This window comes from Microbacterium sp. NPDC078814, assembly GCF_040702645.1.
GTDB lineage: Bacteria > Actinomycetota > Actinomycetes > Actinomycetales > Microbacteriaceae > Microbacterium.
This window is the reverse complement of sequence record NZ_JBFBLT010000001.1, coordinates 278,286-302,454: the sequence shown is the minus strand read 5'-3', so window position 1 is coordinate 302,454 and position 24,169 is coordinate 278,286. Positions and strand designations below refer to the sequence as shown.

The window sequence follows — 24,169 nt, the reverse complement described above, 5'->3', positions numbered from 1 at the left end:
TGTGAACGACCCCTGATAGCGGTGTGTATGGTGTGCTTCGAAGAAAGGACGCCCCTTGGCTGAAGGCAAGAAGCTCGTCATCGTCGAGTCCCCGACGAAGATGCGGTCTATTCAGGGATACCTCGGCGACGGTTACGAGGTGCTCAGCTCCGTCGGCCACATCCGCGATCTCGCCGACAAGAAGGACATCCCGGCCGAGGACAAGAAGGCGTACGGCAAGTACTCCATCGACATCGACAACGGCTTCGACCCTTACTACGTGGTGTCGGACCGCAAGACCAAGACGGTCGCCGAGCTCAAGCGCGCGCTCAAGCACGCGGATGAGGTCCTGCTCGCCACTGATGAGGACCGCGAGGGCGAGGCCATCGCCTGGCACCTGCTGGAGACGCTCAAGCCCAAGGTGCCGGTCAAGCGCATGGTCTTCCACGAGATCACCAAGGACGCGATCCAGGCCGCTGTCGGCAACACCCGTGAACTCGACCACGCCCTCGTCGATGCGCAGGAGACCCGCCGCATCCTCGACCGCCTCTACGGGTGGGACGTCTCGCCCGTGCTCTGGTACAAGGTCAAGACCGGGATCTCGGCCGGCCGCGTGCAGTCCGCCGCGACCCGCCTGATCGTCGACCGCGAGCGCGAGCGCATGGCCTTCGTCTCCGCGGAGTACTGGGACGTCGACGCCGATGCGGCCGCGACCGGCACGTCGTTCCGCATCCGCCTGGTGCGCGTGGACGGCGGCCAGCTCGCCCGCGGCTCCGACTTCGACGACACCGGGAAGCTCAAGAAGGCGGTCGTGGTCCTCGACGAGGCGAAGGCGGCGACCCTTGCGCGCGCCGTCGACGCCGCCGGGGCGGGAACCGTCACCAAGGTCGAGGCCAAGCCGGGAACCCGCAGCCCCTACGCGCCCTTCACGACCTCCACCATGCAGCAGGAGGCGGGCCGCAAGCTCTCGATGAGCGCGAAGCAGGCGATGAGCGTCGCCCAGCGCCTCTACGAGAAGGGGTACATCACCTATATGCGTACCGACTCCACGGCGCTGAGCACCCAGGCGGTGCAGGCGGCCCGGAGTCAGGCCGTGGCTCTCTACGGCGACAACGCGGTGCCGCTCAAGCCGCGCGTCTACAAGTCGAAGAGCAAGAACGCCCAGGAGGCGCACGAGGCGATCCGCCCGTCGGGGGAGAACTTCCGCACGCCGTCCTCGCTGTCCGGCGAGCTCGACCGCGAGGAGCAGCGGCTGTACGACCTGATCTGGAAGCGCACCGTCGCGAGCCAGATGTCGGACGCCAAGTACGAGACGACGACCGTCACCATCGCGGTCGAGGCGGACGGCCAGACGGCGGAGTTCACCGCCTCCGGCACGGTCTACACGTTCAAGGGTTTCCTCGAGGCGTACGAGGAGGGTCGCGACGAGAAGCGCAGCGACGCCGACGCCGCGGAGAACCAGTCCCTGCCCGCCGTCTCCGTCGGCGACGAGCTGGCCGTGTCCGCCGCGGAGGCGAAGGGTCACCGCACCACGCCGAAGCCGCGCTACACCGAGGCCTCGCTGGTGAAGGTGCTCGAGGAGAAGGGCATCGGCCGACCCTCGACCTTCGCCACGATCCCGGAGACCATCCTCGATCGCGGGTACGCGGTCAAGCGCGGCCAGGCCCTCGTGCCGACGTGGCTCGCGTTCAGCGTGGTGCGTCTGCTCGAGGAGCACTTCGCCGAGCTCGTCGACTACGACTTCACCGCGGCGCTCGAGGACGACCTCGACACCATCGCCCGCGGCGAGCAGAACCGTGTCGAGTGGCTGAAGTCGTTCTACTTCGGCTCCGACTCGCACGTGGGTCTGCGCCAGGTCGTCGACAACCTCGGCGAGATCGACGCCCGCGCGCTGAACTCGACGCGGATCACCGACACCGCGACGCTGCGCTTCGGCAAGTACGGCCCCTACCTCGAGGTGACGGACCCGAAGGATCCGGAGGCCAAGCCGCGCATCGTCAACGTCCCCGAAGATCTCGCGCCCGACGAGCTCACGGCGGAGAAGGCCCAGGAGCTCATCGACGCGCCGGTCGCCGGCGACCGTGTCCTCGGGGTGAACCCGGAGAACGGCAAGGTCGTCGTCGTCAAGGACGGACGCTTCGGCCCCTACGTGCAGGAGAACGATCCGGTCTCCGACGACGCCGTCGTCGATGAGGCCACCGGCGAGGTCGTCGACCTTCGACAGGCTCAGGCACCCAGCGCGAAGGGGAAGCGCGGTGCGAAGAAGGAAGCGGCGCCCAAGCCCCGCACCGCCTCGCTGTTCCGCTCGATGTCGGTCGACACGATCGACCTCGACACCGCGCTGCAGCTGCTGAGCCTGCCGCGCGTGGTCGGCGTCGACCCGGAGTCGGGCGACGAGATCACCGCGCAGAACGGCCGCTTCGGTCCGTACCTGAAGAAGGGTGCCGACTCCCGGTCGCTGGAGAGCGAGTCGCAGATCTTCGACGTCACGCTGGAACAGGCGCTGGAGATCTACCAGCAGCCCAAGTACGGCGCCCGCCGGGCGTCGAGCGCGCTGGCGGAGTTCGACGCCGACCCGGTGAGCGGCAAGCCCATCCGCGTGCGCGACGGCCGCTTCGGCCCGTACGTCACCGACGGTGAGACGAACGTCACCATCCCGCGCGGACAGACCCCGGACGACATCACGTTCGAGATCGCCGTGCAGATGCTCGCGGACAAGCGCGCCAAGGGTCCGGCACCCAAGCGGGGAGCGGCGAAGAAGGCTCCCGCGAAGAAGGCTCCGGCCAAGAAGGCGCCGGCGAAGAAGACGTCGGCGAAGGCCTCCACGGCGAAGAAGTCCACGGCGGCGAAGACGTCGACCACGTCGGCAGCCCGCTCGGCGGCGGCCAAGAAGGCAGCGGCGACCCGGGCCGCGAACGCGGCGGCGAAGGCGGCAGAGAAGGCGGACTCGTGACCGCAGGCCCCGGCCTCTGGATCACGCTGGAGGGCGGGGACGGCTCCGGGAAGACGACCCAGTCGAACCTCCTCGCCACGTGGCTCGAGCAGAGCGGTCGGATGGTCGTGCGCACCCGGGAGCCGGGCGGCTCCGAGGTCGGGCAGCTCATCCGAGACATCGTGCTCCACCACCGCGGTGACATCGCGCCGCGCGCGGAGGCGCTGCTCTACGCCGCCGACCGCGCGCACCACGTCGCGACGGTGGTGCGCCCCGCGCTCGCTCGCGGCGAGATCGTGCTGCAGGACCGCTATCTCGACTCCTCGGTGGCGTACCAGGGCGCCGGACGCGTCCTGGACGCCACGGAGATCCGCGACCTCTCACTGTGGGCTGCGGAGGGTGCTCTTCCGGATCTCACCGTGCTCCTCGATCTCGATCCGGCCACCGCGCGCACGCGCCTCGATTCGGCCGACAAGCCGTTCGACCGGCTGGAGGCCGAGAAGGAGGCCTTCCACGCCCGTGTGCGCGACGCCTACCTCGAACTGGCCCGTGCGGAGCCCGCCCGGTTCCTCGTGATCGACGCCGCGGCGTCACCCGAGCGCATCGCCGATCGCATCCGCGCCCGCGTCTCGGCGCTCTTCGACTGATCCTCCACAGAGAGGGCTTCGCCCGACGGGACGCACGGCCCGTCAGCGGGTGGTGGGAGCGTCGGCGGTCCCGATTAGGCTGAGTGCATGCCCTCGACCCTCGCCCCGCCGTTTCCCTGGGCCGATGTCTGGGGGCAGGAGGCCGCCGTCGAGACGTTGCGCGCCGCCTCGGCCGATCCGGCCGCGCTCTCGCACGCCTGGTTGATCACGGGCCCTCCGGGATCCGGACGCTCGACGCTCGCCTATGCCTTCGCCGCGGCGCTCATCGCCGAGGGGCCGGACGACGAGGCCACGATGCGCCAGGTCCTCGCCGGCACCCACCCCGATGTGACGGCGCTGCGCACCGACAAGGTGATCATCACCATCGCCGAAGCACGGGCCCTCGTCGAGCGCTCCTACTTCGCCCCGTCCGCCGGCCGCTATCGGGTCATCGTCGTCGAAGACGCCGACCGGATGGTGGAGCGCACGTCCAACGTGCTGCTCAAGGCGCTGGAGGAGCCGCCGGAGCAGACCGTCTGGATCCTCTGCGCGCCGAGTGAGGCCGACCTCCTCCCGACCATCCGCTCACGCGTGCGGTCGCTCCGACTCCGCGAACCCGACGTGGTGGACGTGTCCCGCCTCATCAGCCTCCGCACGGGCGTGGACGAGGCCGTCGCCGAGCAGGCCGCCCGACACGCGCAGCGCCACATCGGCATGGCCCAGCGACTCGCCACCGACGACGCCGCCCGGCGACGCCGCGACGAGACGCTCCGCGCCGTGATGGGCGTGCGCGGGGTCAACGACGCGGTCGAGGTCGCCGGGCGCATCATCCAGGCGGCGACGGAAGACGCCAAGGCACTCACGGCCGAGCGGGATGCGGCGGAACGCGCCGCGCTCCTGCGCACCGTCGGGGTCGCCGAAGGGCAGGCCGTGCCTCCGGCGCTGCGGGCCCAGGTGTCCGCGCTGGAGGACGAACAGAAGAAGCGGGCGACGCGGAGTCTGCGGGACGGCATCGACCGCGTCCTCACGGATCTGCAGTCGCTCTTCCGCGATGTCGTGATGCTGCAGTACGGCCGCGGTGACGATCTCATCAATCGCGAGCTGCACGCCGAGCTGGCCGCCCTCGCCGCCGCCTGGAGCGTCGAGCGTACGCTCGTCGTGCTCGACCACCTGGCTGAGACCCGTGAGGCGCTGGAGCGCAACGTCGCCCCGCTGCTCGCACTCGAGAGTTTGCTCGTGACCGTCACGAGCGGGAGGAAACCGTGAAGACTCGATCCCTGCCCCGCCTCCGTCGCTCCGCGGCGCTCATCGCCGGTCTGGCCGCCGCCTCGGTCGTGCTCTCCGGGTGCCTCTACGCCATGATCCCGGAGCAGTCCTCGAAGCCGGCCGTGGAGAAGACCCCGGACACCGAGGGTGTCTCGGAAGATCTGCTTCCCTTCTACTCCCAGGAGCTGGACTGGACCGAGTGCGGTCCGGGCTTCGACTGCACGACCGTCACCGCGCCGCTCGACTGGGACGACCCCGGAGCGGGAGAGATCGAGCTCGCCGTCGTGCGGCAACGGGCCGAGGGCGAGGCGATCGGCTCGCTGCTCACGAACCCCGGTGGCCCCGGTTCCAGCGGCGTCGACCTCATCCAGGGAAGCCTCGACTACGCGGTGGGTCCGGCGCTCATCGAGAACTACGACGTCATCGGCTTCGACCCGCGCGGGGTCGGCGCCTCCACCGCCGTCACCTGCTACGACGCGAAGGAGATGGACGAGTACCTCTACGGCATCCCTTCGGCGCCGCGGGGCACCCCGGAGTGGGAGACCGAGCTGCTCGATTCCGCCCGCGGCTTCGGAGAGGCGTGCGACGCCAACAGCGGGGGCATCCTCCCGTACATCACCACGGTCAACGCCGCCCGCGACATGGACCTCCTCCGCGCCGTCCTGGGCGACAAGGAGCTCAACTACCTCGGGTACTCGTACGGCACGTTCCTGGGCGCGACCTACGCCAAGCTCTACCCGGAGAAGGCCGGACGGCTCGTGCTCGACGGGGCGATCGATCCCTCCGTCCCCGGTCTCGAGGTCGGTGCCACGCAGGCGCTCGGCTTCGAGTCGGCCCTGCGGGCCTACATGCAGAGCTGCCTCGACTCCGGCTCGTGCCCCTTCAGCGGGACGGTCGACGAGGCGATGGCCGATCTCGGCGCCCTGCTCGCGAGCGCGGATCGCACGCCGTTGAAGAACGGTGACGGCCGGCTCATGGGCGCCGACTCCCTGATGACGGCGATCATCGCGGCGCTGTACTCGGAGGACAGCTGGGAGATCCTCACCCAGGCCCTGGACGAGGCGCTGCAGGGCGACCCGTCGACGGCCTTCCGCCTCGCCGACTTCTACAACGGCCGGGAGAACGGCACCTACATCGACAACTCGACCGAGGCCTTCCGCGCGTACAACTGCATGGACTACCCGGTCGAGGACGACCCTGCGGCCGAGGCGGCCACGGAGAAGAAGATCGCGGAGGGGGCGCCGACCATCGCTCCGTACTGGTCGGGACCCGACCCGTGCGAGGTGTGGCCGTATCCGCCCACCGGCACCCGCGAGAAGATCACGGCGGAAGGCGCGGGTCCCATCGTCGTCGTCGGCACGACCAACGATCCCGCGACCCCGTACGAGTGGTCGGAGTCGCTCGCCGACCAGCTCTCCGAGGGCGTCCTCATCACCCGCGTGGGGGAGGGCCACACCGGTTACAACAAGGGCAACGTCTGCGTCGACGAGGCGGTGGAGGCGTTCCTCCTCGAAGACGTGGTGCCGGAAGACGGCCTGCGCTGCGAGTGAGAGAGCCTCGATTCGCGAGCGAGCGCGAGACAGGGTAATATCGGTGATCGCGCCGCTCACGCGTCGCACGCCGCTTTAGCTCAGTCGGCAGAGCATTTCACTCGTAATGAAAAGGTCGTCAGTTCGATTCTGACAAGCGGCTCAGGAAAGCCCCCGGAACCCTCGTGGTCCCGGGGGTTTCCTCGTCTCCGGGCCCGGCCGCGGGGCGTACGCTCGGAGCATGAGCAGAGCGCTTCTCATCGTCGACGTGCAGAACGACTTCACCGAGGGCGGTGCGCTCGCGGTTGCGGGCGGTGACGCGGTGGCCGCCGCCGTCTCCGCCTACCTCGCGTCCCACGCCGACGACTACGAGGTCGTCGTGGCCTCCCGGGACTGGCACGATCCCGACGGCGACAACGGCGGCCACTTCTCCACGACCCCGGACTACACCGACTCCTGGCCCGTGCACTGCGTCGCCGGCACGGCCGGAGCCGACTACGACCCGCTGCTCGTGACCGACGGCGTCACCCATCACGTGCGCAAGGGGCAGGGCCGTCCGGCCTACTCGATGTTCGAGGGGGTGACCGACGACGGGGCGACGGTCGCCGCGGTGCTGAGCGCGGCCGGCGTCGTGACGGCCGACGTCGTCGGCATCGCCACGGACCACTGCGTCCGTGCTTCCGCACTCGATGCGATCGCCCACGGCGTCCACGTCCGCGTCCTCACCGACCTGGTCGCCGGAGTCGCGCCCGAACCCAGTGCCGCGGCCCTCGCCGAGCTCGCGCACGCCGGTGCCGAGCTCCTCGAGAGCTCGGAGGCGTGAGCCGCAGCGTCCTCCTCCTCCGCGCGGTCAACGTCAGCGGACGCAGCCGCGTGCCGATGGCGCGGTTGCGGGAGGTGCTCGCCGCCGCGACCGACCTGGAGGACGTCTCCACCTACATCGCGAGCGGCAACATCCTCTGCGCGACGCCGCGGGAACCCGCGGCTGCCTGCGCGTCGGTCCGTGCGCTCATCGCGGCGGAGTTCGGCGTCGACACTCCGGTGATCCACCGCACGCACACCGAGCTCGCCGAGTCCGAAGCGGCCCAGCCCTTCCCGGAGGGGGAGCTGAAGCTCGTGCACGCGATGTTCCTCGAGGGCGCTCCCGCCGCGGGCGCCCTCGAGGCCCTGCACGAGCGCCTGGTGCCGGGGGAGCGTCTCGCCCTGGTCGGACATGATCTGTGGATCGACTACGCCCCCGGAGGGGTGCACACGACGAAGCTCACGAAGGCCGTGCTGGACCGGGCGCTCGGGGTTCCCGGCACGGCGCGCAACCTCCGCACGGTGCGGAAGCTCATCGCGCTGACGGCGTGACCACGGCCCGGCTCAGCGCGGCCGGCGGCATCGGGGCATGCGTGGCGAGGTCGACCCGGCGGGAGTCGCAGCCCGCGCACCGGACGTAGACGACGACGCCCCCGCTGGTGGGGTGACGCGACTCCACGAGCCAGGCGTGCTCGTGGGTGTCGGCGGCGGAGGCGAGCCGGGGGATCGGGAGGGTGTCGGAGGAGGTCATGGGACCAGCGTGATGTAATGGTCTTATGCATCTCAACCCTTACGGTGAATACGCGGTGCTCCTCGCGGCCTCCCTCGCGAATGACTGGCCGGTCGATCGCGCGGGCATCGAGGAGCGGTCGCTCGCGCTCGGGATGACGCAGACGTTTCCGCCGGCCCCCGACGACCACGCGCAGGTGCGCGCCGTGATCGACGACTGGCTGGCCATCGTGGATGAGCCGGACCCTGATGCGCGGGCCGCCCTGCTCAACGATCAGCTCGCCACCGCGGGTGCCTATCCGCGGCTCACCAATCACGATGACGAGGGCTGGCACCTGCATTACCGGGACGACGTGCGCTCGCTGCCCTTCGTGCTGCGCGCGATCATCAACCTCGGCACGGCGCTGCACCTCGTGACCCGGGGGATGAACCGACTCGGGCGCTGTGACGCGCCGCCGTGCACCAACGTCGTCGCGGACGTGACGCGCAACGGCCGCCAGCGGTTCTGCTCCGTGAGGTGCGCGAACCGGGCGGCCGTGCGGCGCCATCGGGCGCGCGTCAGCTGAGGGTCAGGCGGTCTGCCCTGCGTGCTTGCCCTCGCCGATCTCCTCGACGAGCTTGGCGTTGAACGCCGGGAGGTCATCGGGGGTGCGGCTCGACACGAGACCCTCGTCGACCACGACCTCCTCGTCCACCCAGCTCGCGCCGGCGTTGCGGAGGTCGGTCTTCAGGCTCGGGTAGCTCGTGATGGTCCGACCGTCGACGACACCGGCCTCGATGAGGATCCAGGCGCCGTGGCAGATCACGCCCACGGGCTTGTGCTGCTCGAAGAACGCGCGGGCCAGGTCGATGGAGGCTTGATCCATGCGGAGGTGGTCGGCGTTCACCACGCCGCCCGGCAGCACGAGCGCGTCGAACTGGTCGGCGCTGGCGTCCGCGGCCTTCAGGTCGACGGCCTGTTCGTGACCGTTCTTGCCGGTGATCGCCGCTCCGTCCGGGGCGATGAGCGTGGCGCTCGCGCCTTCCGTCGTCACCGCCTCCCAGGGGCTCGTGAGCTCGCTGTCCTCGAAGCCGTCCGTCGCCAGGAATGCCACGCGGTTTCCGGTGAGAGTCATGGTCCGTCCTTTCGGTGGGAAGTCGCCCTGTTCCGGGGACTCCTCGACCCTCTCCCACCGCATCAGACCTCGCCAGGGGGTGGCCAGCCGTCGGCGACGGTGATACAGCAGGGCCGCGTCGGCGCGGGGCGGCGCGGTCGAGTCGATACGATCCAGACATGCGCCTCCGTCCTGCTCTCCTCCTCCTGCCGGTGCTGGTCGTGCTCGCGGGCTGCACACCCGCTCCGGAACCGACGCCGACCGCGACGTCCAGCGCCTCGGCGACGCCGTCGTCCTCGCCCGCCCCGACCACGGCCCCGACGCCCACGGAGACGTCTTCGCCCCCGGCCGCCGGCACCTTCGCGAAGGGGCAGCTCGTGTCGCTCTGCACCGAGAAGATCCGCTCGATCTCGCCGGATGCGACGTTCTTCGCCGACATGGCGACCACGGAGTGGCTGGAGGAGTCGGCGGTGTGGTTCGTGGCCGTCCCGGAGACGATCGACGGTCAGGACAACGTCGCCGTCTGCGGCATCGGGGGAAGCCCGGAGGCGCCGGACTTCGTGATGCACGGCGAGACGCTGCCGGACGGCGTCGCGGGGATCCGCGACGACCTGCTCGCCGGGAACGTCGGCGGCGACGACTGAGGATGCGGTGGGCCCCGTGGGGCTCGAACCCACGACCCGCGGATTAAAAGTCCGATGCTCTGCCAACTGAGCTAGAGGCCCGTGCTCCCAGTCTAGGGGGCGCACGACGAGGGGCCGTCGGCGCCACAGCCGCCGACGGCCCCTTCACCTGCCCCGTGTCCCTCCTGACAACAGGGGAGGCCGTGTGCCGGTCGGGTCGCCGGCACCGTCCCTGGCTTACTCAGCCGGGGGCATCAGGACCGAGTCGATGAGGTACACGGTCGCGTTCGCGGTCTGCACGCCGCCGCAGATGACGTTGGCGTCGTTGACCATCCACTCGTCACCGCTGCCGGTCACCTCGAGGTCGGCGCCCTGGACGGTGGTGTGCATGCCCTCGATGTCGGACGGCTCGATCTGGCCGGGGACCACGTGGTACGTGAGGATCGAGGTGAGGAGGTCGCTGTCGGTCTTCAGCGTCTCGATGGTCGCGGGGTCGATCTTCGCGAAGGCGTCGTCGACCGGCGCGAACACGGTGAACTCGTCGCCGTTGAGCGTGTCGACGAGGTTCACGTCGGGGTTCAGCTCACCGCTCACCGCCGACACGAGCGTCGTCAGCATCGGGTTGTTCGAGGCCGCGACCGCTACCGGGTCCTGGGACATGCCCTGGATGGAACCGGCGCCGTCCGGGACCTCTTCCGCGTACGCCGCGCAGCCCGGGCCGACGAGGTTCGCCGCGGGGTCCATCTCCATCGGCGTCGACTCCGACGTCTCCGGCGTCGTCGGCTCCGACGACTCCTCCGTGCTTGTTCCGCTGCCCATGGAACATGCCGAGAGCAGGAATGCGCTCGCCAGACCCAGGGTGACTGCTGCGGTGACCTTCTTCTTGGTGCTGAACATGTCGAGCTCCTTCGAAACTCCGGCCACGGCCTCTCCGTGGCGTCGAGGGCTGTTCGGAAGCCTCTGCGGATCGGATGGGAGGAATTTCGAGATTCTCCGAAATCGGATCCGATCCAATCCGCTGCGGGGGGTCGGCGCGAACAGCACCCGACAGAGACGAGGACCTCATGGACCTGATCATCATCGGCCTGCTCGGCGGGCTCATCACCGGCATCTCGCCGTGCATCCTGCCCGTGCTCCCGGTGATCTTCCTCACCGGCGGTGCCCAGTCGGCGTCCTACGAGGGGGAGGCGGTGCCGGCCAAGCGCAGCCGCCCGTACTTCGTCATCGCCGGCCTCGTGCTGAGCTTCACGCTCGTGACGCTCGCCGGGTCGCTCCTGCTGGGCCTGCTGAACCTGCCGCAGGACATCATCCGCTGGGTCGGCATCGCGGTGCTGGTCGTCATCGGGGTGGGACTCATCGTGCCGCGGTTCCAGCACATCCTGGAGCGGCCGTTCCAGCGCTTCGGACAGCGCGAGGTGAAGAACCGCGGCAACGGCTTCGGCGTCGGCCTCGCTCTCGGGGCCGTGTTCGTCCCGTGCGCGGGCCCGGTCCTCGCGGCCATCATCGTCGCCGGCTCCACGGGGCAGATCGGCGTGGGCACCGTGCTCCTCACCGTCTCCTTCGCGATCGGCGTCGCGGTGCCGCTGCTGGTCTTCGCACTCGCGGGTCGCAGCGTCATCGAGCGCATCCGGGCCTTCCGGACGAAGGAGCGCGCGCTGCGGATCGCCGCCGGCGTGGCGATGATCGCCCTCGCCGTGGGACTCGTCTTCAACGTGCCGCAGGCGCTGCAGCGTCTGCTCCCGGACTACACCGCGCCGCTGCAGGAGCAGATCGCTGACTCCGAGCAGGTGCAGGACGCCCTCGACCTCGGCGGCCTGGTGAACGAGGAGAACAAGGACCTCGACAAGTGCACGAACGGCGCGACCGAGCTTGAGTCCTGCGGGACGGCGCCCTCCATCAAGGGGATCCAGCAGTGGCTCAACACCCCGGACGGGGAGGCGATCGACCTGAAAGACCTGCGCGGACAGGTGGTCCTCATCGACTTCTGGGCGTACTCCTGCATCAACTGCCAGCGCTCCATCCCGCACGTCGTGGCCTGGGACGAGGCCTACCGGGACGCGGGGCTGCAGGTGATCGGCATCCACTCGCCCGAGTATGCGTTCGAGAAGGATCCGGGGAACGTCGCGGCGGGCGCGCGCGACTTCGGCATCGAGTACCCGGTCGCTCTCGACAACACCCTCTCCACCTGGACCAACTACCGCAACCGGTACTGGCCCGCGCACTACCTCATCGACGCGGAGGGGACCGTCCGCCACATCTCCTTCGGCGAGGGCAACTACGCCGCCACCGAGGCGATGATCCGGGAGCTGCTGCAGGACGCCGACCCCGACGTCGAGCTGCCCGCCGCCACGGACGTGAAGGACGAGACCCCTGAGGTGGGAGCCACGACCCGGGAGACCTTCCTCGGCTCCTCCAAGGACGTCAACTACGGCGGCGGCGACGAGTACCGCCGCGGCGACGGCAGCTTCCGCTTCCCCGATGACCAGCCCGACGACAGCTTCGCCCTGGACGGCGACTGGACCGTGGACACGCAGTACGTCACGCCGACCGCTGAGGACGCGCGGATCCGGCTGCAGTATCGCGCGGCCGAGGTGCGCATGGTCGTCGCGGGGTCGGGCGAGGTGGTGGTCACCGACGCCGACGGGAACGCGCAGACGATCCGGATCGACGGGACGCCACGCTCCTACGGCCTGCTCGAGCAGGACGACATCGAGAAGGGCACGTTCACGCTCGAGGTCCCCACCGGCGTCGAGGTGTATTCGTTCACATTCGGGTGACGTCTGCACGGGAAGAGGGAGGAGATACGGCATGCTTATGGAGATGGTCATCGATGGGATGGACGTCCCCGAGGACGGGACGGCGCCGCAGGATGCTGTCGCCGACCTCCTCGTCCGCGTCGCCTCCGGTGATCAGGCTGCCTTCGCTGCGCTGTACGACTCCCTCTCCTCCCGTGTGTTCGGCCTCATCCTGCGCGTCCTCGTGAACCGCGCGCAGAGCGAGGAAGTGCTGCAGGAGGTGTTCCTCGAGATCTGGCAATCCGCTTCCCGGTTCGCTCCGAACAAGGGACAGGGACGAACCTGGGTGATGACCATCGCGCATCGCCGGGCCGTGGATCGGGTGCGGGCTTCGCAGTCGAGTGCGGACCGGGACGTACGCGCGGGCTTCAAGGACCTCGGCGTCGCGCACGACAGCGTGGCGGAACGGGTGGAGCTGGGGATCGAGGGAGAGCGGGTCGTCGCGGCGCTGGCGGGGCTTCCGGAGGCGCAGCGGGAGGCGCTCGTCCTCGCCTACTACGGCGGTTACAGTCAGAACGAGATCGCGGCGCTCGTGGGAGCACCGCTGGGCACGATCAAGACACGGATGAGAGACGGGCTGACCCGGCTCCGCACGGCGATGGGGGTGACGGCATGAACGAGAAGGACTTCGCGGAACTCGCGGCAGGTGCCGCGCTCCACGCGCTCTCGGCGGACGACGAGCGCCGGTACCGCCGTGCCCTCACCGAGCACCCGGAGTGGGCGGCGCAGGACGACACCGACGCCCAGACGGCCGCTCTCCTCGCCGACGGCGTGGCCCCGGTCGCTCCGCCCGCCGGCATCCGTGCGGCTCTGCTCGCGCAGATCGCCCAGACTCCGCAGGGCGGCGCCGCGGAATCCTCGTCCGACTCGGGCGAGCCCGACGGACCCGCGGACGAGAGCCCTGCCTCCGGTGCCGCCGCTCCCGCTCCGGCTCGCCGCTGGACCCGGCTCGCTTTCGCGCTCGCCGCATGCCTCGCGCTCCTCGTGGGCGTCGGGATCGGTGCGGTCGCTCTGAACGACCAGCTGAACCGCCCGGCGAGTGTCGTCGCGCTGCAGGAGATCGAATCCGCGGGCGACGCGCAGACGGCGACGGTCGAGCTCGACGACGGCGCGACGGCGACGGCGCACTGGTCGGGCTCGGTCGGCAAGGCCGTGCTCGTCACGGACGGACTGCCCGAGGTAGCGGACGGCAAGACCTATGAGCTGTGGTTCGTGCGCGGGGAGGATCCCATCGCCGCGGGTGTGTTCGACGTCGACGACGGAGAGGCCACCGCGCTCCTCGAGGGCGAGATGCAGGCGGGCGACGCCATCGCGGTGACGGTCGAGCAGGAGGGCGGATCGCCGTCCGGGCTCCCCACGACCGACCCGGTGATCGTCATCCCGACGGCCTGAGCGTCGGAGGCGGGGCGTACCCTGGAGGGATGCCCGAGCAGCACCACCGCCCCGTGCGTCGTCCGACGAGCGCGTTCGACAACATCGTCGGCGCCCATGATCCCGCCGAGGAGACGCGTGTCGCACACGCCACCGCCTCCGCGCTGCTGACCCGCGTCCGCGAGGACGAGAGCGGGGCGAGCGTCGAGCGGCTGATCGCCTTCACGAGCGAGCACGGCATCGACGAGATCGCGGAGCTGTGGTCGAAGGCGCCGTCGCGCACCCTCCCCGGGTCGCTGTGGCGGCTGTACGTGCTCCAGCTCGCGATCCACGGCGATCCGCGCACCGCGGCCCTTCTCTATGACCGGGGACGGGTCGAGCTGCCGTCGGCCGACGCCGTGGTCGCCGGGGCGCCCGTGCCGGCGAGCCCGGACGAGCTCGTCGCGCTCATCGACACGATCCTGCGCGGCGCCTTCCGCGGCGACTTCGCCGTGGCGCTGGAGCGGGCGGCGGCGTTCTGCCGCGTCCAGGCCTCGGGGGCGACGCACACCGCCGACGACTACGAGCCCACGGAGCCCGCCCGGGCGAGCGAGCTCACCACGCGGGCGCTGCGGCTGAGCAGCTATGCCCAGGACCTCGCGGCGTCGGCGGCCCTGTGGCGCACCGGCGCCCTGGCCTGAGTCCGAGCGGGCGGGACGGCGTCCGGACAGAGAAAGACCGGGCCGCAAGAACGCCTCTCGGCGGAAGGCCGCTCGCAGCGGCGAAAATTGGAGCCCGGGGTTATGCGGCCCGGCCACTCCAGTGTAACGCGAGGACGCGGTGGGTATTCCCGGCGGCCTAGGCTCGGTGACATGACCCGTCGCTTCGCCCTCATGATCGATCCCGTCGCCGCCGACGAGCAGCGTGCCGACTACGCCGACACGTTCACGCAGGTGGACGCCGCGGCCCCCGCCCTCAGTGTCGGCGAGCTGAGCACGCAACGGGGCGACGGCGTGTTCGAGTCTATCGGCGTGATCGACGGACATGCGCAGGAGGTCGTCCCGCATCTGGAACGCCTTGCGCACTCGGCGCGACTCTGCGACCTCCCGGTGCCGAACCAGGAGCAGTGGCGGCAGGCGATCCAGCAGGCCGCCGCACAGCTCGACGCGGGGGAGTCGGTCATCAAACTGATCCTCAGTCGCGGCGTCGAGCACGGGCCGACGCCGACCGCCTGGGTCACGGCGGCTCCGGCGGCGGACTTCGCGGCGGTACGGCGGAACGGCGTCAAAGTCGTCACCCTCGACCGCGGATACGACCTCGGCGCGGCAGAACGGGCGCCCTGGCTGCTGCTCGGAGCGAAGACGCTGTCCTACGCCGTGAACATGGCGGCCCTGCGCGAGGCCAAGCGCCGCGGAGCCGACGACGCGATCTTCCTGTCGAGCGACGGCTTCGTGCTGGAGGCTCCGACGGCCTCCCTCATCCTGCGCTTCGGCGACCGCTTCACGACCCCGGCCCCGAACGGCGGGATCCTGCATGGCACCACGCAGCTCAGCGTCTACGACCACCTTCTCGCGCGGGGCTTCGAGGTCGGGTACGACCGCATTCCCGCCGCCGATCTGACGCGGGCCGACGCCGCATGGCTCGTGTCGAGCGTGCGTCTCGCGACCGCCATCACCGCGATCGACGGCACGCCGGTCGCCGTGGACGCCGCCCTCACGGACGACCTCAACGCCTACCTCCTCTCCCCGCGCGACTGAGTCCTCCGGCGGGACGGACGGAGACGAGAACGGGCCCGGACGCGAGGCGTCCGGGCCCGAAGACCGAAGAGAGTGCGGGTCAGCCGAAACGGCCGGAGACGTAGTCCTCTGTGGCCTGCACCGACGGGGTCGTGAAGATGTTCGTCGTGTCGTCGTACTCGATGAGCTTTCCGGGCTTGCCGGTGCCGGCGATGTTGAAGAACGCGGTCTTGTCGGAGACCCGGCTCGCCTGCTGCATGTTGTGCGTCACGATGACGATCGTGAACTCGTTCTTGAGCTCGCCGATCAGCTCCTCGATCGCGTAGGTCGAGATGGGGTCGAGGGCGGAGCACGGCTCGTCCATCAACAGCACCTCCGGGGAGACGGCGATCGCGCGGGCGATGCAGAGACGCTGCTGCTGGCCGCCCGAGAGCCCGGAGCCAGGACGGTCGAGGCGGTCCTTGACCTCGTTCCACAGGTTCGCGCCGGTGAGCGACTTCTCGACGAGGTCGTCCTGCTCGCTCTTCGACATGCGCTTGTTGTTGAGCTTCACGCCGGCGAGCACGTTCTCCTTGATCGACATCGTGGGGAACGGGTTCGGCCGCTGGAACACCATGCCGACCTGGCGACGCACGAGCACCGGGTCCACGCCGGCGCCGTAGAGGTCCTTGCCGTCGAGCAGCACCTCGCCCTCGACGCGGGCTCCGGGGATCACCTCGTGCATGCGGTTGAGGGTGCGGAGGAAGGTGGACTTGCCGCAGCCCGACGGGCCGATGAAGGCCGTGACACTGCGCGGCTGGATGTCGAGGGAGACGCCTTCGACCGCGAGGAAGTTGCCGTAGTAGACGTTGAGGTCGTTGACTTCGATGCTCTTGGACACGTGAATTCCTATTCTGAGTGGTCGGGCGCTCAGCGGCCGTTGACCTTCGGGGCGAACAGCCTCGCGATCAGGCGGGCGAGCAGGTTCAGCACCATGACGATGAGGATGAGGGTGAGGGCGGCGGCCCAGGCGCGCGCGACGGCGGCGTCCGGGCTCGTGCCCTGGTTCATGTACTGGTTGTAGGCGAACACCGGGAGGGTCATCATCTGACCGTCGAAGATGTTCGTGTTGAGGCTCTGCGTGAAGCCGGCGGTGAGCAGCAGCGGGGCGGTCTCGCCGATCACGCGGGAGATGGCGAGCATGACCGAGGTCATGATGCCGGCGATCGAGGTGGGCAGGACGACCTTGAGGATCGTGAGCCACTTCGGCACGCCCAGGGCGTAGGAGGCCTCGCGCAGCTCGTTCGGGACGATCCGGAGCAGCTCCTCGCTGCCGCGCACCACGACAGGCGTCATCAGCACGGCGAGGGCGAGAGCGCCCATGAAGCCCATCGAGATCCCGGGACGGATCAGGAGGGCGAACACCGCGTAGATGAACAGACCGGCGACGATCGAGGGGATGCCCGTCATCACGTCGACGAAGAACGTGATGGCCTTGGCGATCTTGCCGCGGCCGTACTCGACCAGGTAGATCGAGGTCATCAGACCGACCGGGACCGAGATGATCGTGGCCGTCAGCGTGATGAGGACCGTGCCCCAGATGGCGTGCACGATACCGCCGCCTTCACCGACGACGTTGCGCATCGAGTAGGTGAAGAACTCGGCGTCGAAGCGCTCGAGGCCGTTCGCCACCACGGTCCACAGCAGGGAGATCAGCGGCAGCAGGGCGATGAGGAAGGCCGTGGCGACGAGGGCCGTCATCAGGCGGTCGACGGCCTTGCGACGGCTCTCCGCGATGGAGGAGATCACCGTGATGATCACCATGTAGAGCAGGATGCCGACGACGACGGTGCCCGCGATGTTGAAGTCGGCGAGCGGGGTGTCCGAGCCGGCAGCGGCGACACCGAAGACGGCGGCGGACACGACGAACGAGACGCCGAGGAGGGCCCACGGAGCCCACTTCGGCAGGCGGCCGGAGGTGAGGGCGGTGGTGCTCGCGGCGGGCGGAGCGCTGGTGAGGGCGGTCATGTCAGTTCGCTCCCGAGAACTCGGCGCGGCGGGCGACGATCCAGCGCGCCAGCGCGTTGACCGCGAAGGTCACGACGAAGAGGATGAGGCCGGTCGCGATCAGCGTGTTCACACCGGTGCCGTGCGCCTCCGGGAAGGCGAGGGCGATGTTCGCGGGGATCGGCGTGGGGTTCGTGGCGGTGAGCACGAGGAAGCTGACGACCGCCGAGGGGGAGAGCACCATCGTCACGGCCATCGTCTCGCCGAGCGCGCGGCCGAGGGCCAGCATCGCCGCCGACACCATGCCGCCGCGGGCGAAGGGGAGGACGGCCATGCGGACCATCTCCCAGCGCGTGGAGCCGAGGGCGAGGGCCGCCTCCTCGTGGAGCTTGGGGGTCTGCAGGAAGACCTCGCGGCAGATGGCGGTCATGATCGGGATGCACATCACGGCGAGGACGAGGGCGGCGGTGAGGATGGTCTTGCCCGTCGCGGAGACCTGCCCGCCGAAGAACGGCACCCACGAGGCGTTCTCGTTGAGCCACACGTAGATCGGCTGGAGCATGGGGGCGAGCACGAGGCCGCCCCAGAGGCCGAACACCACGGAGGGCACGGCGGCGAGCAGGTCGATGATGTAGCCGAGGAACGACGCGAGCCGCCGGTGGGCGTAGTGCGAGATGAAGAGCGCGATGCCGATGGCGATCGGGGCGGCGATCAGCAGGGCGATGAACGAGGCCCAGAGGGTGCCGAAGACGAGCGGCCAGACGTACACCCAGAACGACTCGCCCCGGAGGATGTGGTTGTCGGTGGTGTCGAGCTGGAAGGCCGGCAGGCTCTGGATGATGAGGAAGGCGGCGACGAGCGCCAGCACGATCAGGATGATGATGCCGGCGGCCAGCGCGGTGCCGGAGAAGACCCGGTCGCCGAGGCGCTGCTTGGCCTTGATCGGTGTGGGCGGCGCCGGTGTCGGTGCCGGTGCCGTTGTCGGCTCCTGCGCGGTCGTGCTCATGATCTCCCTGTTTCGGGCCGGGTGGAGATGGATCGGGTGCTGACCTGGCGGAGCCCCCGCGCCCGCTCGGGGACGCGGGGGCACCGTCGTCAGTGGATCGGCAGGATCAGCCGACCTGGATGAGGTCGATCGCGGCCTGGACCTGCTCGCGCAGGCCGTCCGAGATCGGGGCGCTGCCGGCGTTCTCGGCGGCGGCGTCCTGGCCCTCGGCGCTCGCGATGTACGTGAAGTACTCCTTCACGAGCTCCGCGACGTTGCTGTCCTCGTACTGCTCGCAGCCGATGAGGTAGCTGACCAGGGCGATCGGGTAGGCGCCGTCCGCGGCGGCGGCCGGGTCGACGTCGAAGACGAGGTCGCCCTCGCCGCGTCCCTCGGCGAGCGGCGAGCCCTCGACGAGCTTCGCGGCGGCCTCGGCCGAGTAGGAGACGAAGTCCTCGCCGACGCCCACGGCGACCTGGCCGAGGCCGTCCGCCTGCGAGGCGTCGAGGAAGCCGATCGCGCCGTTGCCGGCGGTGAGGGCCTGCTTCACACCCGAGGTGCCCTGAGCGGCCTCGCCACCCTGGATCGGCCACTCGTCGGAGACCTCGTAGGTCCAGACGTCGGGGGCCGTCGCGCTGAGGTACTTGGCGAAGGTCTCCTGCGTGCCCGAGGGGTCGGAGCGGTGCACCGGCGAGATCGCCAGGTCGGGGAGCTCGACGCCGTCGTTCAGGGCGGCGATGGCCTCGTCGTTCCAGTTGGTGATCGTGCCGGCGAAGATGCCCGCGATCGTGGCGGCGTCGAGGTTCAGCGTGTCGATGCCCTCGAGGTTGAACGCGACGGCGACGGGGGAGATGTAGAGGGGGACCTCGACGATGTCGTCGGTGGTGCAGGCGCCGAAGCCGCCGGCGGCGAGCTCCTCGTCGTTGAACGCGCGGTCCGAGCCGATGAAGTTGCTGCCGCCCTCGAGGAAGTTCTCGCGGCCGGTGCCGGAGCCGGTGGGCTCGTAGTTGACCGTCACGTCGGGGTTGGCGGTCTGGAAGGCGGCGACCCAGGCCTCCTGGGCTGCGGTCTGCGAGGACGCGCCGGTCGCGTCGATCGTGCCGGAGAGCGTGGACTCCGAGGGCTCTTCGCTGGAGCCGCCGGCTCCGCCTTCGTTCGCGGCACAGCCGGCGAGGGCGAGAGCGGCGACGGCGCCGATGGCGCCGATTCGTGCGATTCGGGAGATCTTCACTGTGGATCCTTCGATCTTGGAGGGGTGGGGCCCGGTGCAGGGCACACAGTGACGCTAGGGGCGACGGTTAACGAGACTCTCCCGCGCAGGTGAACGGCAGGTGAACGACCGGCGACTCTCTGGAGCCGATCCCCGTCACTGCGCGGCCCCCTCCGTTTCGAATCGCCCGATCTGCGCCATCCCCGGCCGAGATGCAGCGAAGTGCGCGATTCGAACGAGGGAGGGTCAAACCTTGGGGGCGTGGGTCTCGATCGAGATGATGCCGGAGCCGGGATTGGTCGCCGAGACGTGCACCACGGAGAACGCGCCGGTCTCCAGATCGGCGGCGCTGCCGACGTACGAGCCGTGCACGGTGCCGGTCGCGAGGGCGATCTCCGAGAGGAGCGCAGGCAGCACCGGGCCGTGGCTGCAGAGCACGGCGGGCTTGCCGGCGCGGATGCGGCGGCCGACGACGGAGCGGAGATCGGCGACGCCGTCCTCCCAGGCGTCCTGGCTGATCTTCTCGGTGAGGACCGGCTTGCGGTCCAGGGCCTTGGCGAGCGGCGTGACCGTCTGCACGCAGCGCACCGCGTCGCTGGTGACGATCTTGCGCACGCCGAAAGCGCGGAGCGGTCCGACGATGGCCTTGGCCTGGCGCTTCCCGCGGTCGGTGAGCGGCCGGGCCGCGTCCGCCTTGTCCCACTCCGAACGGGGAAGGGCCTTCGCGTGCCGGAGGGCGATCACCGGGAAGGTCCGCAGCACGCCGTCGTCGACGAGGGCCGCGAACGCTTCGAGGATCTCGAGGTCGACGGGGTAGCTCAGCGCGGCACGGGCCTTCTTCACGCTGACCCACTCGAGGGCGGCGATCTCGCGGTTGGGTACGAAGGTCGACGCGCGGATCGCGGCGTCCGTCGCCTCGGCAGCCCAGTAGTGCACCACCTTCTGCTTGCGGGACGCGAGGTGGTAGCGGCTGATCCCGACCGGCACGCCGAGGGCCACGCGGATGCCGGTCTCCTCGTGCACCTCGCGGACGGCGGTCTCCGCGAGCATCTCGCCCGGGTCGACCTTGCCCTTCGGCAGGGTGACGTCGCGGTACTTCGTGCGGTGGATGAGCAGGATCCGCAGCTTGCCGTCGACGAGGCGCCACACGACGGCGCCGGCCGCGTACACGGCCTTGTCCGCCCACTTCGCGTCGGCCGCGGATGGCGGGAGCTGGACCTGCCGCGCCGTCATCGAACCGCCCGCGCCCGACGACGTCGCTGGATCATCCCCATGGTCTTATCCTGCAGGTCGGTGAGCGGCTTGCCGTCGGAATCCACGGCGTGGCGCTCCCACACGCCGTCGCGGCCGAGGTGCCACGACGATGTCCGATCGTCCATCGCCAGGTCGAAGAAGGCGGTGAGCTCCTTGAGGTGCGCGGGGTCGGTGACCCGCACCAGGGCCTCGACGCGCCGGTCGAGGTTGCGGTGCATCATGTCGGCGCTGCCGATGTACACCTGCGGGTCGCCGTCGTTCTCGAACGTGAAGATGCGCGAGTGCTCGAGGTAGCGGCCGAGGATGCTGCGGACGGTGATGTTGTCGCTGATCCCGTCGAGGTCGGGCCGCAGGCTGCAGATTCCGCGCACCCACACGTCGACCTTCACCCCTGCGGCGCTGGCGCGGTAGAGGGCGTCGATGATCTCCTCGTCGACCATCGAGTTGACCTTGATGCGGATGTGCGCGGGCTTGCCCGACTCGGCGATCCGGCGCTCGGCGTCGATCAGCCGCACGAGGCCCTTGCGGAGGTGGAGCGGGGCGACGAGCAGACGCTTGAACTTCTTCTCGATCGCGTAGCCGCTGAGCTCGTTGAACAGCCGGGTGAGGTCCTTGCCGACCTGGGCATCGGCGGTGAACAGACCGAAGTCCTCGTAGATGCGGCTCGTCTTCGGGTTGTAGTTGCCGGTGCCGACGTGCGAGTAGTGCTGGAGTCTGCCCTCCTCCTCGCGGATCACGAGGGCGAGCTTGCAGTGGGTCTTGAGCCCGACGAGGCCGTACACCACGTGCACGCCGGCCTTCTCGAGCTTGCGCGCCCACACGATGTTGTTGGCCTCGTCGAAGCGGGCCTTCACCTCGACGAGCGCGAGCACCTGCTTGCCGGCCTCGGCGGCGTCGATGAGGGCCTGCACGACGGGGCTGTCGCCGGACGTCCGGTACAGCGTCTGCTTGATGGCGAGCACGTGCGGGTCGCGGGCGGCCTGCTCCAGGAACGCCTGGACACTCGTGGTGAAGGACTCGTACGGGTGGTGCACGAGCACGTCGGACTTCCGGATCGCCTTGAAGATGTCCGCACGGGTGTTGGAGCCCGTCGGCTGGAAGGCCACCGCGGTGGTGGGGAGGTGCGGCGGGTACCGCAGATCGGGGCGATCGATGCGCGACAGATCGAAGAGGCCGCGCAGATCGAGCGGCCCGGGGAGGCGGTAGACCTCCTGGTCGGTGATGTCGAGCTCGCGCACGAGGAGGTCCATCGTGACCTCGTCCATGTCGTCGGTGATCTCGAGCCGGATCGGCGGCCCGAACCGGCGGCGCAGCAGCTCGGCCTCCAGCGCCTGGATGAGGTTCTCGCTCTCGTCCTCCTCGATCTCCACGTCCTCGTTGCGGGTGAGGCGGAACGCGTGGTGGTCGAGCACCTCCATGCCGGGGAACAGGTCGCCGAGGTGGTTGGCGATGAGCTCCTCGAGGCGGAGGAAGCGCTTGATCTCGCCGGTGGACGGCACCTCGACGAAGCGCGGCAGCATGGGCGGCACCTTGAGGCGGGCGAACTCCTGGCGGCCGGTCCGCGCGTTGCGGATGCGGATGGCGAGGTTCAGGGAGAGCCCGGAGATGTAGGGGAACGGGTGCGCCGGGTCGACCGCCAGCGGCATCAGCACCGGGAAGACCTGTGCGCCGAAGTAGTCGGACAGCGCGCTGCGCTCGTCGTCGGTGAGATCCGACCACTCCGTGATCTCGATGCCGGAGTCGGCGAGGGCGGGGCGGACGAGCTTCGTCCAGGCGTCCGCGTGGCGGAGCTGGAGGGCGTGCGCCTCGCGCGAGATATCGGCGAGGGCGTCGACGGGGGAGCGTCCGATGTTGGTGGGCACGGCGAGACCGGTCATGATGCGCCGCTTGAGACCGGCCACGCGCACCATGAAGAACTCGTCGAGGTTGCTGGCGAAGATGGCCAGGAAGTTCGCCCGCTCCAGCTCCGGCAGCGACGGGTCCTCCGCGAGTTCGAGCACCCGCTGGTTGAACGCGAGCCAGCTCAGCTCGCGGTCCAGGTAGCGATGGTCGGGGAGCTGCGAGTCCGGCGCCTCGACGGCGTCGTCGAAGTCGTCGTCTTCGGCGTCACCGAGTCCGGCGTCGGCGAGTGCGGGATCGATCATGGGGTACATCTAAGCACCGGCAGGTGTCGGGCGTGTGAACGGCGGTCAGCGCGAGCCGACCAGGCTGTCGTCCTCGTAGACGTTGAAGCGGTACCCGACGTTGCGCACGGTGCCGATGATCTGCTCCTGATCGCCGAGCTTGGCGCGGAGCCGTCGCACGTGCACGTCGACGGTCCTGGTGCCGCCGAAGTAGTCGTACCCCCACACCTCGCTGAGCAGCTGCTCGCGGGTGAACACCCGGGACGGGTGGGTGGCGAGGAAGTGCAGGAGCTGGAACTCCTTGTAGGTGAGGTCCAGCGGCCGCCCGTGGAGCTTGGCCGAGTAGGACTGCTCGTCGATCGTGACGCCGGAGGCCTGCACGCGCGCCGGTTCGGCGACCTCGTCCCGTCGTGCGAGCGCCAGACGCACGCGTGCGTCGATCTCCGCGGGACCGGCCGTCGCCAGCAGGACGTCGTCGATGCCCCACTCGCCCGACAGCGCGCTCATGCCGCCCTCGGTCACCACGAGCAGGAGCGGTGCGTCCTGTCCGGTGGCCCGCAGCAGTCGGCACAGCGACTTCGCCCCGACGAGGTCGTGGCGGCCGTCGACGATCACGATGTCGTACTCCGGGGCATTGATCAGCTGCGCCGGCTCCGCCGGGATCTGCCGCGTGCGATGGCTCAGCAGCTCGAGGGCGGGCAGCACCTGCTCCGAGAGCGGAGCATTGGTCAGAACCAGCACCAGGGCCACGCGCACTCCTCACCGGCGGGGGATCGACGCCGTGCCGCCATGATAGCGGCCACCGATGCGCAAGAATGGAGACATGTCAGAACCGGCACTCGCGCCCCGCAACGCCTTCACCGGCGTCATCGCGGTCTGGGCGACCGCGTTCGTCGGCAGCATCGTCATCGGGATCTTCGCTCCGGAGGAGTGGCGCATCCCCTGGATGCTGGTCGGCTTCGGGGCGGTGGTGCTGCTGTCCTTCGCCGTGCAGCTCTGGTACGGGCGCACGCAGGGCTTCATCTTCCGCGTCGCGAGCAGCGTGACCGGTGCGCTGCTGCTGATGGGGATCATCTCGGTCGGCTTCGGCCTGGCCGCCCTCATCCCCTCCTGACCCGGATCGCCGGGGGTAAGGTGGAGGTCATGGACAT

The 24,169-nt window shown here is 69.8% G+C and carries 24 protein-coding genes and 2 tRNA genes; 15 read left to right on the top strand and 11 right to left on the bottom strand.

Going from position 1 to position 24,169, the window contains the following annotated elements; translation table 11 throughout:
- Window positions 1-55: 55 nt before the first annotated feature.
- From topA to AB0300_RS01520, 7 genes are all read left to right on the top strand, one after another.
- Complete coding sequence (gene topA / locus AB0300_RS01550) at window positions 56-2,932, top strand: type I DNA topoisomerase (protein WP_366215339.1); 2,877 nt, start codon at window positions 56-58, stop codon at window positions 2,930-2,932.
- A complete protein-coding gene (gene tmk / locus AB0300_RS01545) occupies window positions 2,929-3,558 on the top strand; it encodes a dTMP kinase (protein ID WP_366215338.1) in 630 nt (209 codons plus the stop codon). The genes topA and tmk overlap by 4 nt, the downstream gene beginning before the upstream one ends.
- Window positions 3,559-3,645: 87 nt before the next feature.
- On the top strand, window positions 3,646-4,803 hold the full coding sequence (locus tag AB0300_RS01540; protein WP_249520898.1) for a DNA polymerase III subunit delta': 1,158 nt from the start codon (window positions 3,646-3,648) through the stop codon (window positions 4,801-4,803).
- Window positions 4,800-6,353: an alpha/beta hydrolase gene (locus tag AB0300_RS01535; protein ID WP_366215337.1), complete on the top strand. Its 1,554-nt coding sequence runs from the start codon at window positions 4,800-4,802 to the stop codon at window positions 6,351-6,353. Before AB0300_RS01540 ends, AB0300_RS01535 begins: the two co-directional genes overlap by 4 nt.
- A 69-nt stretch (window positions 6,354-6,422) precedes the next feature.
- Window positions 6,423-6,495 (top strand) — tRNA-Thr (locus tag AB0300_RS01530).
- 78 nt (window positions 6,496-6,573) lie between these two features.
- Window positions 6,574-7,155 carry an isochorismatase family protein gene (locus tag AB0300_RS01525; protein ID WP_315109836.1) on the top strand — a complete coding sequence of 194 codons (582 nt, stop codon included), beginning with the start codon at window positions 6,574-6,576 and terminating at the stop codon, window positions 7,153-7,155.
- Window positions 7,152-7,685, top strand: coding sequence for a DUF1697 domain-containing protein (locus AB0300_RS01520; protein ID WP_366215336.1), 534 nt, complete (start codon window positions 7,152-7,154; stop codon window positions 7,683-7,685). Before AB0300_RS01525 ends, AB0300_RS01520 begins: the two co-directional genes overlap by 4 nt.
- Here the strand turns inward: AB0300_RS01520 and AB0300_RS01515 are convergent.
- On the bottom strand, window positions 7,666-7,884 hold the full coding sequence (locus AB0300_RS01515; RefSeq protein WP_366215335.1) for a hypothetical protein: 219 nt from the start codon (window positions 7,882-7,884) through the stop codon (window positions 7,666-7,668). The two genes, AB0300_RS01520 and AB0300_RS01515, sit on opposite strands and share 20 nt — an antisense overlap.
- Before the next feature lie 25 nt (window positions 7,885-7,909).
- Here AB0300_RS01515 and AB0300_RS01510 point away from each other — a divergent pair, with 25 nt between their 5' ends.
- Entirely contained in the window at window positions 7,910-8,428 is a 519-nt protein-coding gene (locus AB0300_RS01510) for a CGNR zinc finger domain-containing protein (protein WP_025104282.1), read from the top strand.
- Window positions 8,429-8,431: 3 nt separating this feature from the next.
- Here AB0300_RS01510 and AB0300_RS01505 read toward each other — a convergent pair whose 3' ends face one another.
- Complete coding sequence (locus AB0300_RS01505; protein WP_025104283.1) at window positions 8,432-8,977, bottom strand: type 1 glutamine amidotransferase domain-containing protein; 546 nt, start codon at window positions 8,975-8,977, stop codon at window positions 8,432-8,434.
- Between the two features lie 158 nt (window positions 8,978-9,135).
- On the opposite strand from AB0300_RS01505, the gene AB0300_RS01500 reads away from it, so the two are divergent.
- Entirely contained in the window at window positions 9,136-9,600 is a 465-nt protein-coding gene (locus AB0300_RS01500) for a hypothetical protein (RefSeq protein ID WP_029989569.1), read from the top strand.
- 8 nt (window positions 9,601-9,608) lie between these two features.
- On the opposite strand, the gene AB0300_RS01495 is transcribed toward AB0300_RS01500, so the two are convergent.
- A tRNA-Lys gene (locus AB0300_RS01495) sits at window positions 9,609-9,681 on the bottom strand.
- A 135-nt stretch (window positions 9,682-9,816) separates the two neighbouring features.
- Entirely contained in the window at window positions 9,817-10,476 is a 660-nt protein-coding gene (locus tag AB0300_RS01490; RefSeq protein ID WP_062636269.1) for a fasciclin domain-containing protein, read from the bottom strand.
- Window positions 10,477-10,643: 167 nt separating this feature from the next.
- Here AB0300_RS01490 and AB0300_RS01485 point away from each other — a divergent pair, with 167 nt between their 5' ends.
- The 5 genes from AB0300_RS01485 to AB0300_RS01465 all read left to right on the top strand — a co-directional run bounded on the left by AB0300_RS01485 (window position 10,644) and on the right by AB0300_RS01465 (window position 15,481).
- Window positions 10,644-12,356 carry a cytochrome c biogenesis protein DipZ gene (locus AB0300_RS01485; protein ID WP_126893379.1) on the top strand — a complete coding sequence of 571 codons (1,713 nt, stop codon included), beginning with the start codon at window positions 10,644-10,646 and terminating at the stop codon, window positions 12,354-12,356.
- Between the two features lie 31 nt (window positions 12,357-12,387).
- Entirely contained in the window at window positions 12,388-12,990 is a 603-nt protein-coding gene (sigK, locus tag AB0300_RS01480; protein ID WP_172400107.1) for an ECF RNA polymerase sigma factor SigK, read from the top strand.
- Window positions 12,987-13,766, top strand: a complete 780-nt coding sequence (locus tag AB0300_RS01475) for an anti-sigma factor (protein WP_366215334.1) — start codon at window positions 12,987-12,989, stop codon at window positions 13,764-13,766. The genes sigK and AB0300_RS01475 overlap by 4 nt, the downstream gene beginning before the upstream one ends.
- A 29-nt stretch (window positions 13,767-13,795) precedes the next feature.
- A complete protein-coding gene (locus AB0300_RS01470) occupies window positions 13,796-14,425 on the top strand; it encodes a hypothetical protein (RefSeq protein WP_060923078.1) in 630 nt (209 codons plus the stop codon).
- A gap of 171 nt (window positions 14,426-14,596) precedes the next feature.
- The gene (locus AB0300_RS01465) at window positions 14,597-15,481 is read left to right on the top strand and encodes an aminodeoxychorismate lyase (protein ID WP_126893377.1); all 885 of its coding nucleotides are present in this window, start codon (window positions 14,597-14,599) and stop codon (window positions 15,479-15,481) included.
- 79 nt (window positions 15,482-15,560) lie between these two features.
- On the opposite strand, the gene pstB is transcribed toward AB0300_RS01465, so the two are convergent.
- The 7 genes from pstB to AB0300_RS01430 form a co-directional block, all read right to left on the bottom strand.
- The gene (pstB, locus tag AB0300_RS01460) at window positions 15,561-16,340 is read right to left on the bottom strand and encodes a phosphate ABC transporter ATP-binding protein PstB (RefSeq protein WP_062636281.1); all 780 of its coding nucleotides are present in this window, start codon (window positions 16,338-16,340) and stop codon (window positions 15,561-15,563) included.
- A gap of 29 nt (window positions 16,341-16,369) precedes the next feature.
- Window positions 16,370-17,467 (bottom strand): phosphate ABC transporter permease PstA, encoded by a 1,098-nt coding sequence (gene pstA, locus AB0300_RS01455; RefSeq protein ID WP_126893376.1) that lies wholly within the window; start codon window positions 17,465-17,467, stop codon window positions 16,370-16,372.
- 1 nt (window position 17,468) lies between these two features.
- The gene (pstC, locus tag AB0300_RS01450; protein WP_060923075.1) at window positions 17,469-18,452 is read right to left on the bottom strand and encodes a phosphate ABC transporter permease subunit PstC; all 984 of its coding nucleotides are present in this window, start codon (window positions 18,450-18,452) and stop codon (window positions 17,469-17,471) included.
- Between the two features lie 106 nt (window positions 18,453-18,558).
- Window positions 18,559-19,662: a phosphate ABC transporter substrate-binding protein PstS gene (locus AB0300_RS01445; RefSeq protein ID WP_085606224.1), complete on the bottom strand. Its 1,104-nt coding sequence runs from the start codon at window positions 19,660-19,662 to the stop codon at window positions 18,559-18,561.
- A 225-nt stretch (window positions 19,663-19,887) separates the two neighbouring features.
- Window positions 19,888-20,874, bottom strand: a complete 987-nt coding sequence (locus AB0300_RS01440) for an NUDIX hydrolase (protein ID WP_126893375.1) — start codon at window positions 20,872-20,874, stop codon at window positions 19,888-19,890.
- Window positions 20,871-23,039: an RNA degradosome polyphosphate kinase gene (locus AB0300_RS01435; RefSeq protein WP_126893374.1), complete on the bottom strand. Its 2,169-nt coding sequence runs from the start codon at window positions 23,037-23,039 to the stop codon at window positions 20,871-20,873. The genes AB0300_RS01440 and AB0300_RS01435 overlap by 4 nt, the downstream gene beginning before the upstream one ends.
- Window positions 23,040-23,084: 45 nt before the next feature.
- Window positions 23,085-23,768 carry a response regulator transcription factor gene (locus AB0300_RS01430; RefSeq protein ID WP_025104297.1) on the bottom strand — a complete coding sequence of 228 codons (684 nt, stop codon included), beginning with the start codon at window positions 23,766-23,768 and terminating at the stop codon, window positions 23,085-23,087.
- Window positions 23,769-23,841: 73 nt separating this feature from the next.
- Between AB0300_RS01430 and AB0300_RS01425 the strand changes: the two genes are divergently transcribed.
- Entirely contained in the window at window positions 23,842-24,132 is a 291-nt protein-coding gene (locus tag AB0300_RS01425; protein WP_062636289.1) for a hypothetical protein, read from the top strand.
- Window positions 24,133-24,169: the final 37 nt, after the last annotated feature.

Coding starts and splice junctions, on each gene's coding strand:
- AB0300_RS01540 (WP_249520898.1), top strand. CDS start 3,646: ATGCCCTCGACCCTCGCCCCGCCGTTTCCCTGGGCCGATGTCTGGGGG.
- AB0300_RS01525 (WP_315109836.1), top strand. CDS start 6,574: ATGAGCAGAGCGCTTCTCATCGTCGACGTGCAGAACGACTTCACCGAG.
- AB0300_RS01515 (WP_366215335.1), bottom strand. CDS start 7,884: ATGACCTCCTCCGACACCCTCCCGATCCCCCGGCTCGCCTCCGCCGCC.
- AB0300_RS01510 (WP_025104282.1), top strand. CDS start 7,910: ATGCATCTCAACCCTTACGGTGAATACGCGGTGCTCCTCGCGGCCTCC.
- AB0300_RS01505 (WP_025104283.1), bottom strand. CDS start 8,977: ATGACTCTCACCGGAAACCGCGTGGCATTCCTGGCGACGGACGGCTTC.
- AB0300_RS01500 (WP_029989569.1), top strand. CDS start 9,136: ATGCGCCTCCGTCCTGCTCTCCTCCTCCTGCCGGTGCTGGTCGTGCTC.
- AB0300_RS01490 (WP_062636269.1), bottom strand. CDS start 10,476: ATGTTCAGCACCAAGAAGAAGGTCACCGCAGCAGTCACCCTGGGTCTG.
- AB0300_RS01485 (WP_126893379.1), top strand. CDS start 10,644: ATGGACCTGATCATCATCGGCCTGCTCGGCGGGCTCATCACCGGCATC.
- sigK (WP_172400107.1), top strand. CDS start 12,388: ATGCTTATGGAGATGGTCATCGATGGGATGGACGTCCCCGAGGACGGG.
- AB0300_RS01475 (WP_366215334.1), top strand. CDS start 12,987: ATGAACGAGAAGGACTTCGCGGAACTCGCGGCAGGTGCCGCGCTCCAC.
- AB0300_RS01470 (WP_060923078.1), top strand. CDS start 13,796: ATGCCCGAGCAGCACCACCGCCCCGTGCGTCGTCCGACGAGCGCGTTC.
- AB0300_RS01465 (WP_126893377.1), top strand. CDS start 14,597: ATGACCCGTCGCTTCGCCCTCATGATCGATCCCGTCGCCGCCGACGAG.
- pstA (WP_126893376.1), bottom strand. CDS start 17,467: ATGACCGCCCTCACCAGCGCTCCGCCCGCCGCGAGCACCACCGCCCTC.
- pstC (WP_060923075.1), bottom strand. CDS start 18,452: ATGAGCACGACCGCGCAGGAGCCGACAACGGCACCGGCACCGACACCG.
- AB0300_RS01440 (WP_126893375.1), bottom strand. CDS start 20,874: ATGACGGCGCGGCAGGTCCAGCTCCCGCCATCCGCGGCCGACGCGAAG.
- AB0300_RS01435 (WP_126893374.1), bottom strand. CDS start 23,039: ATGATCGATCCCGCACTCGCCGACGCCGGACTCGGTGACGCCGAAGAC.
- AB0300_RS01425 (WP_062636289.1), top strand. CDS start 23,842: ATGTCAGAACCGGCACTCGCGCCCCGCAACGCCTTCACCGGCGTCATC.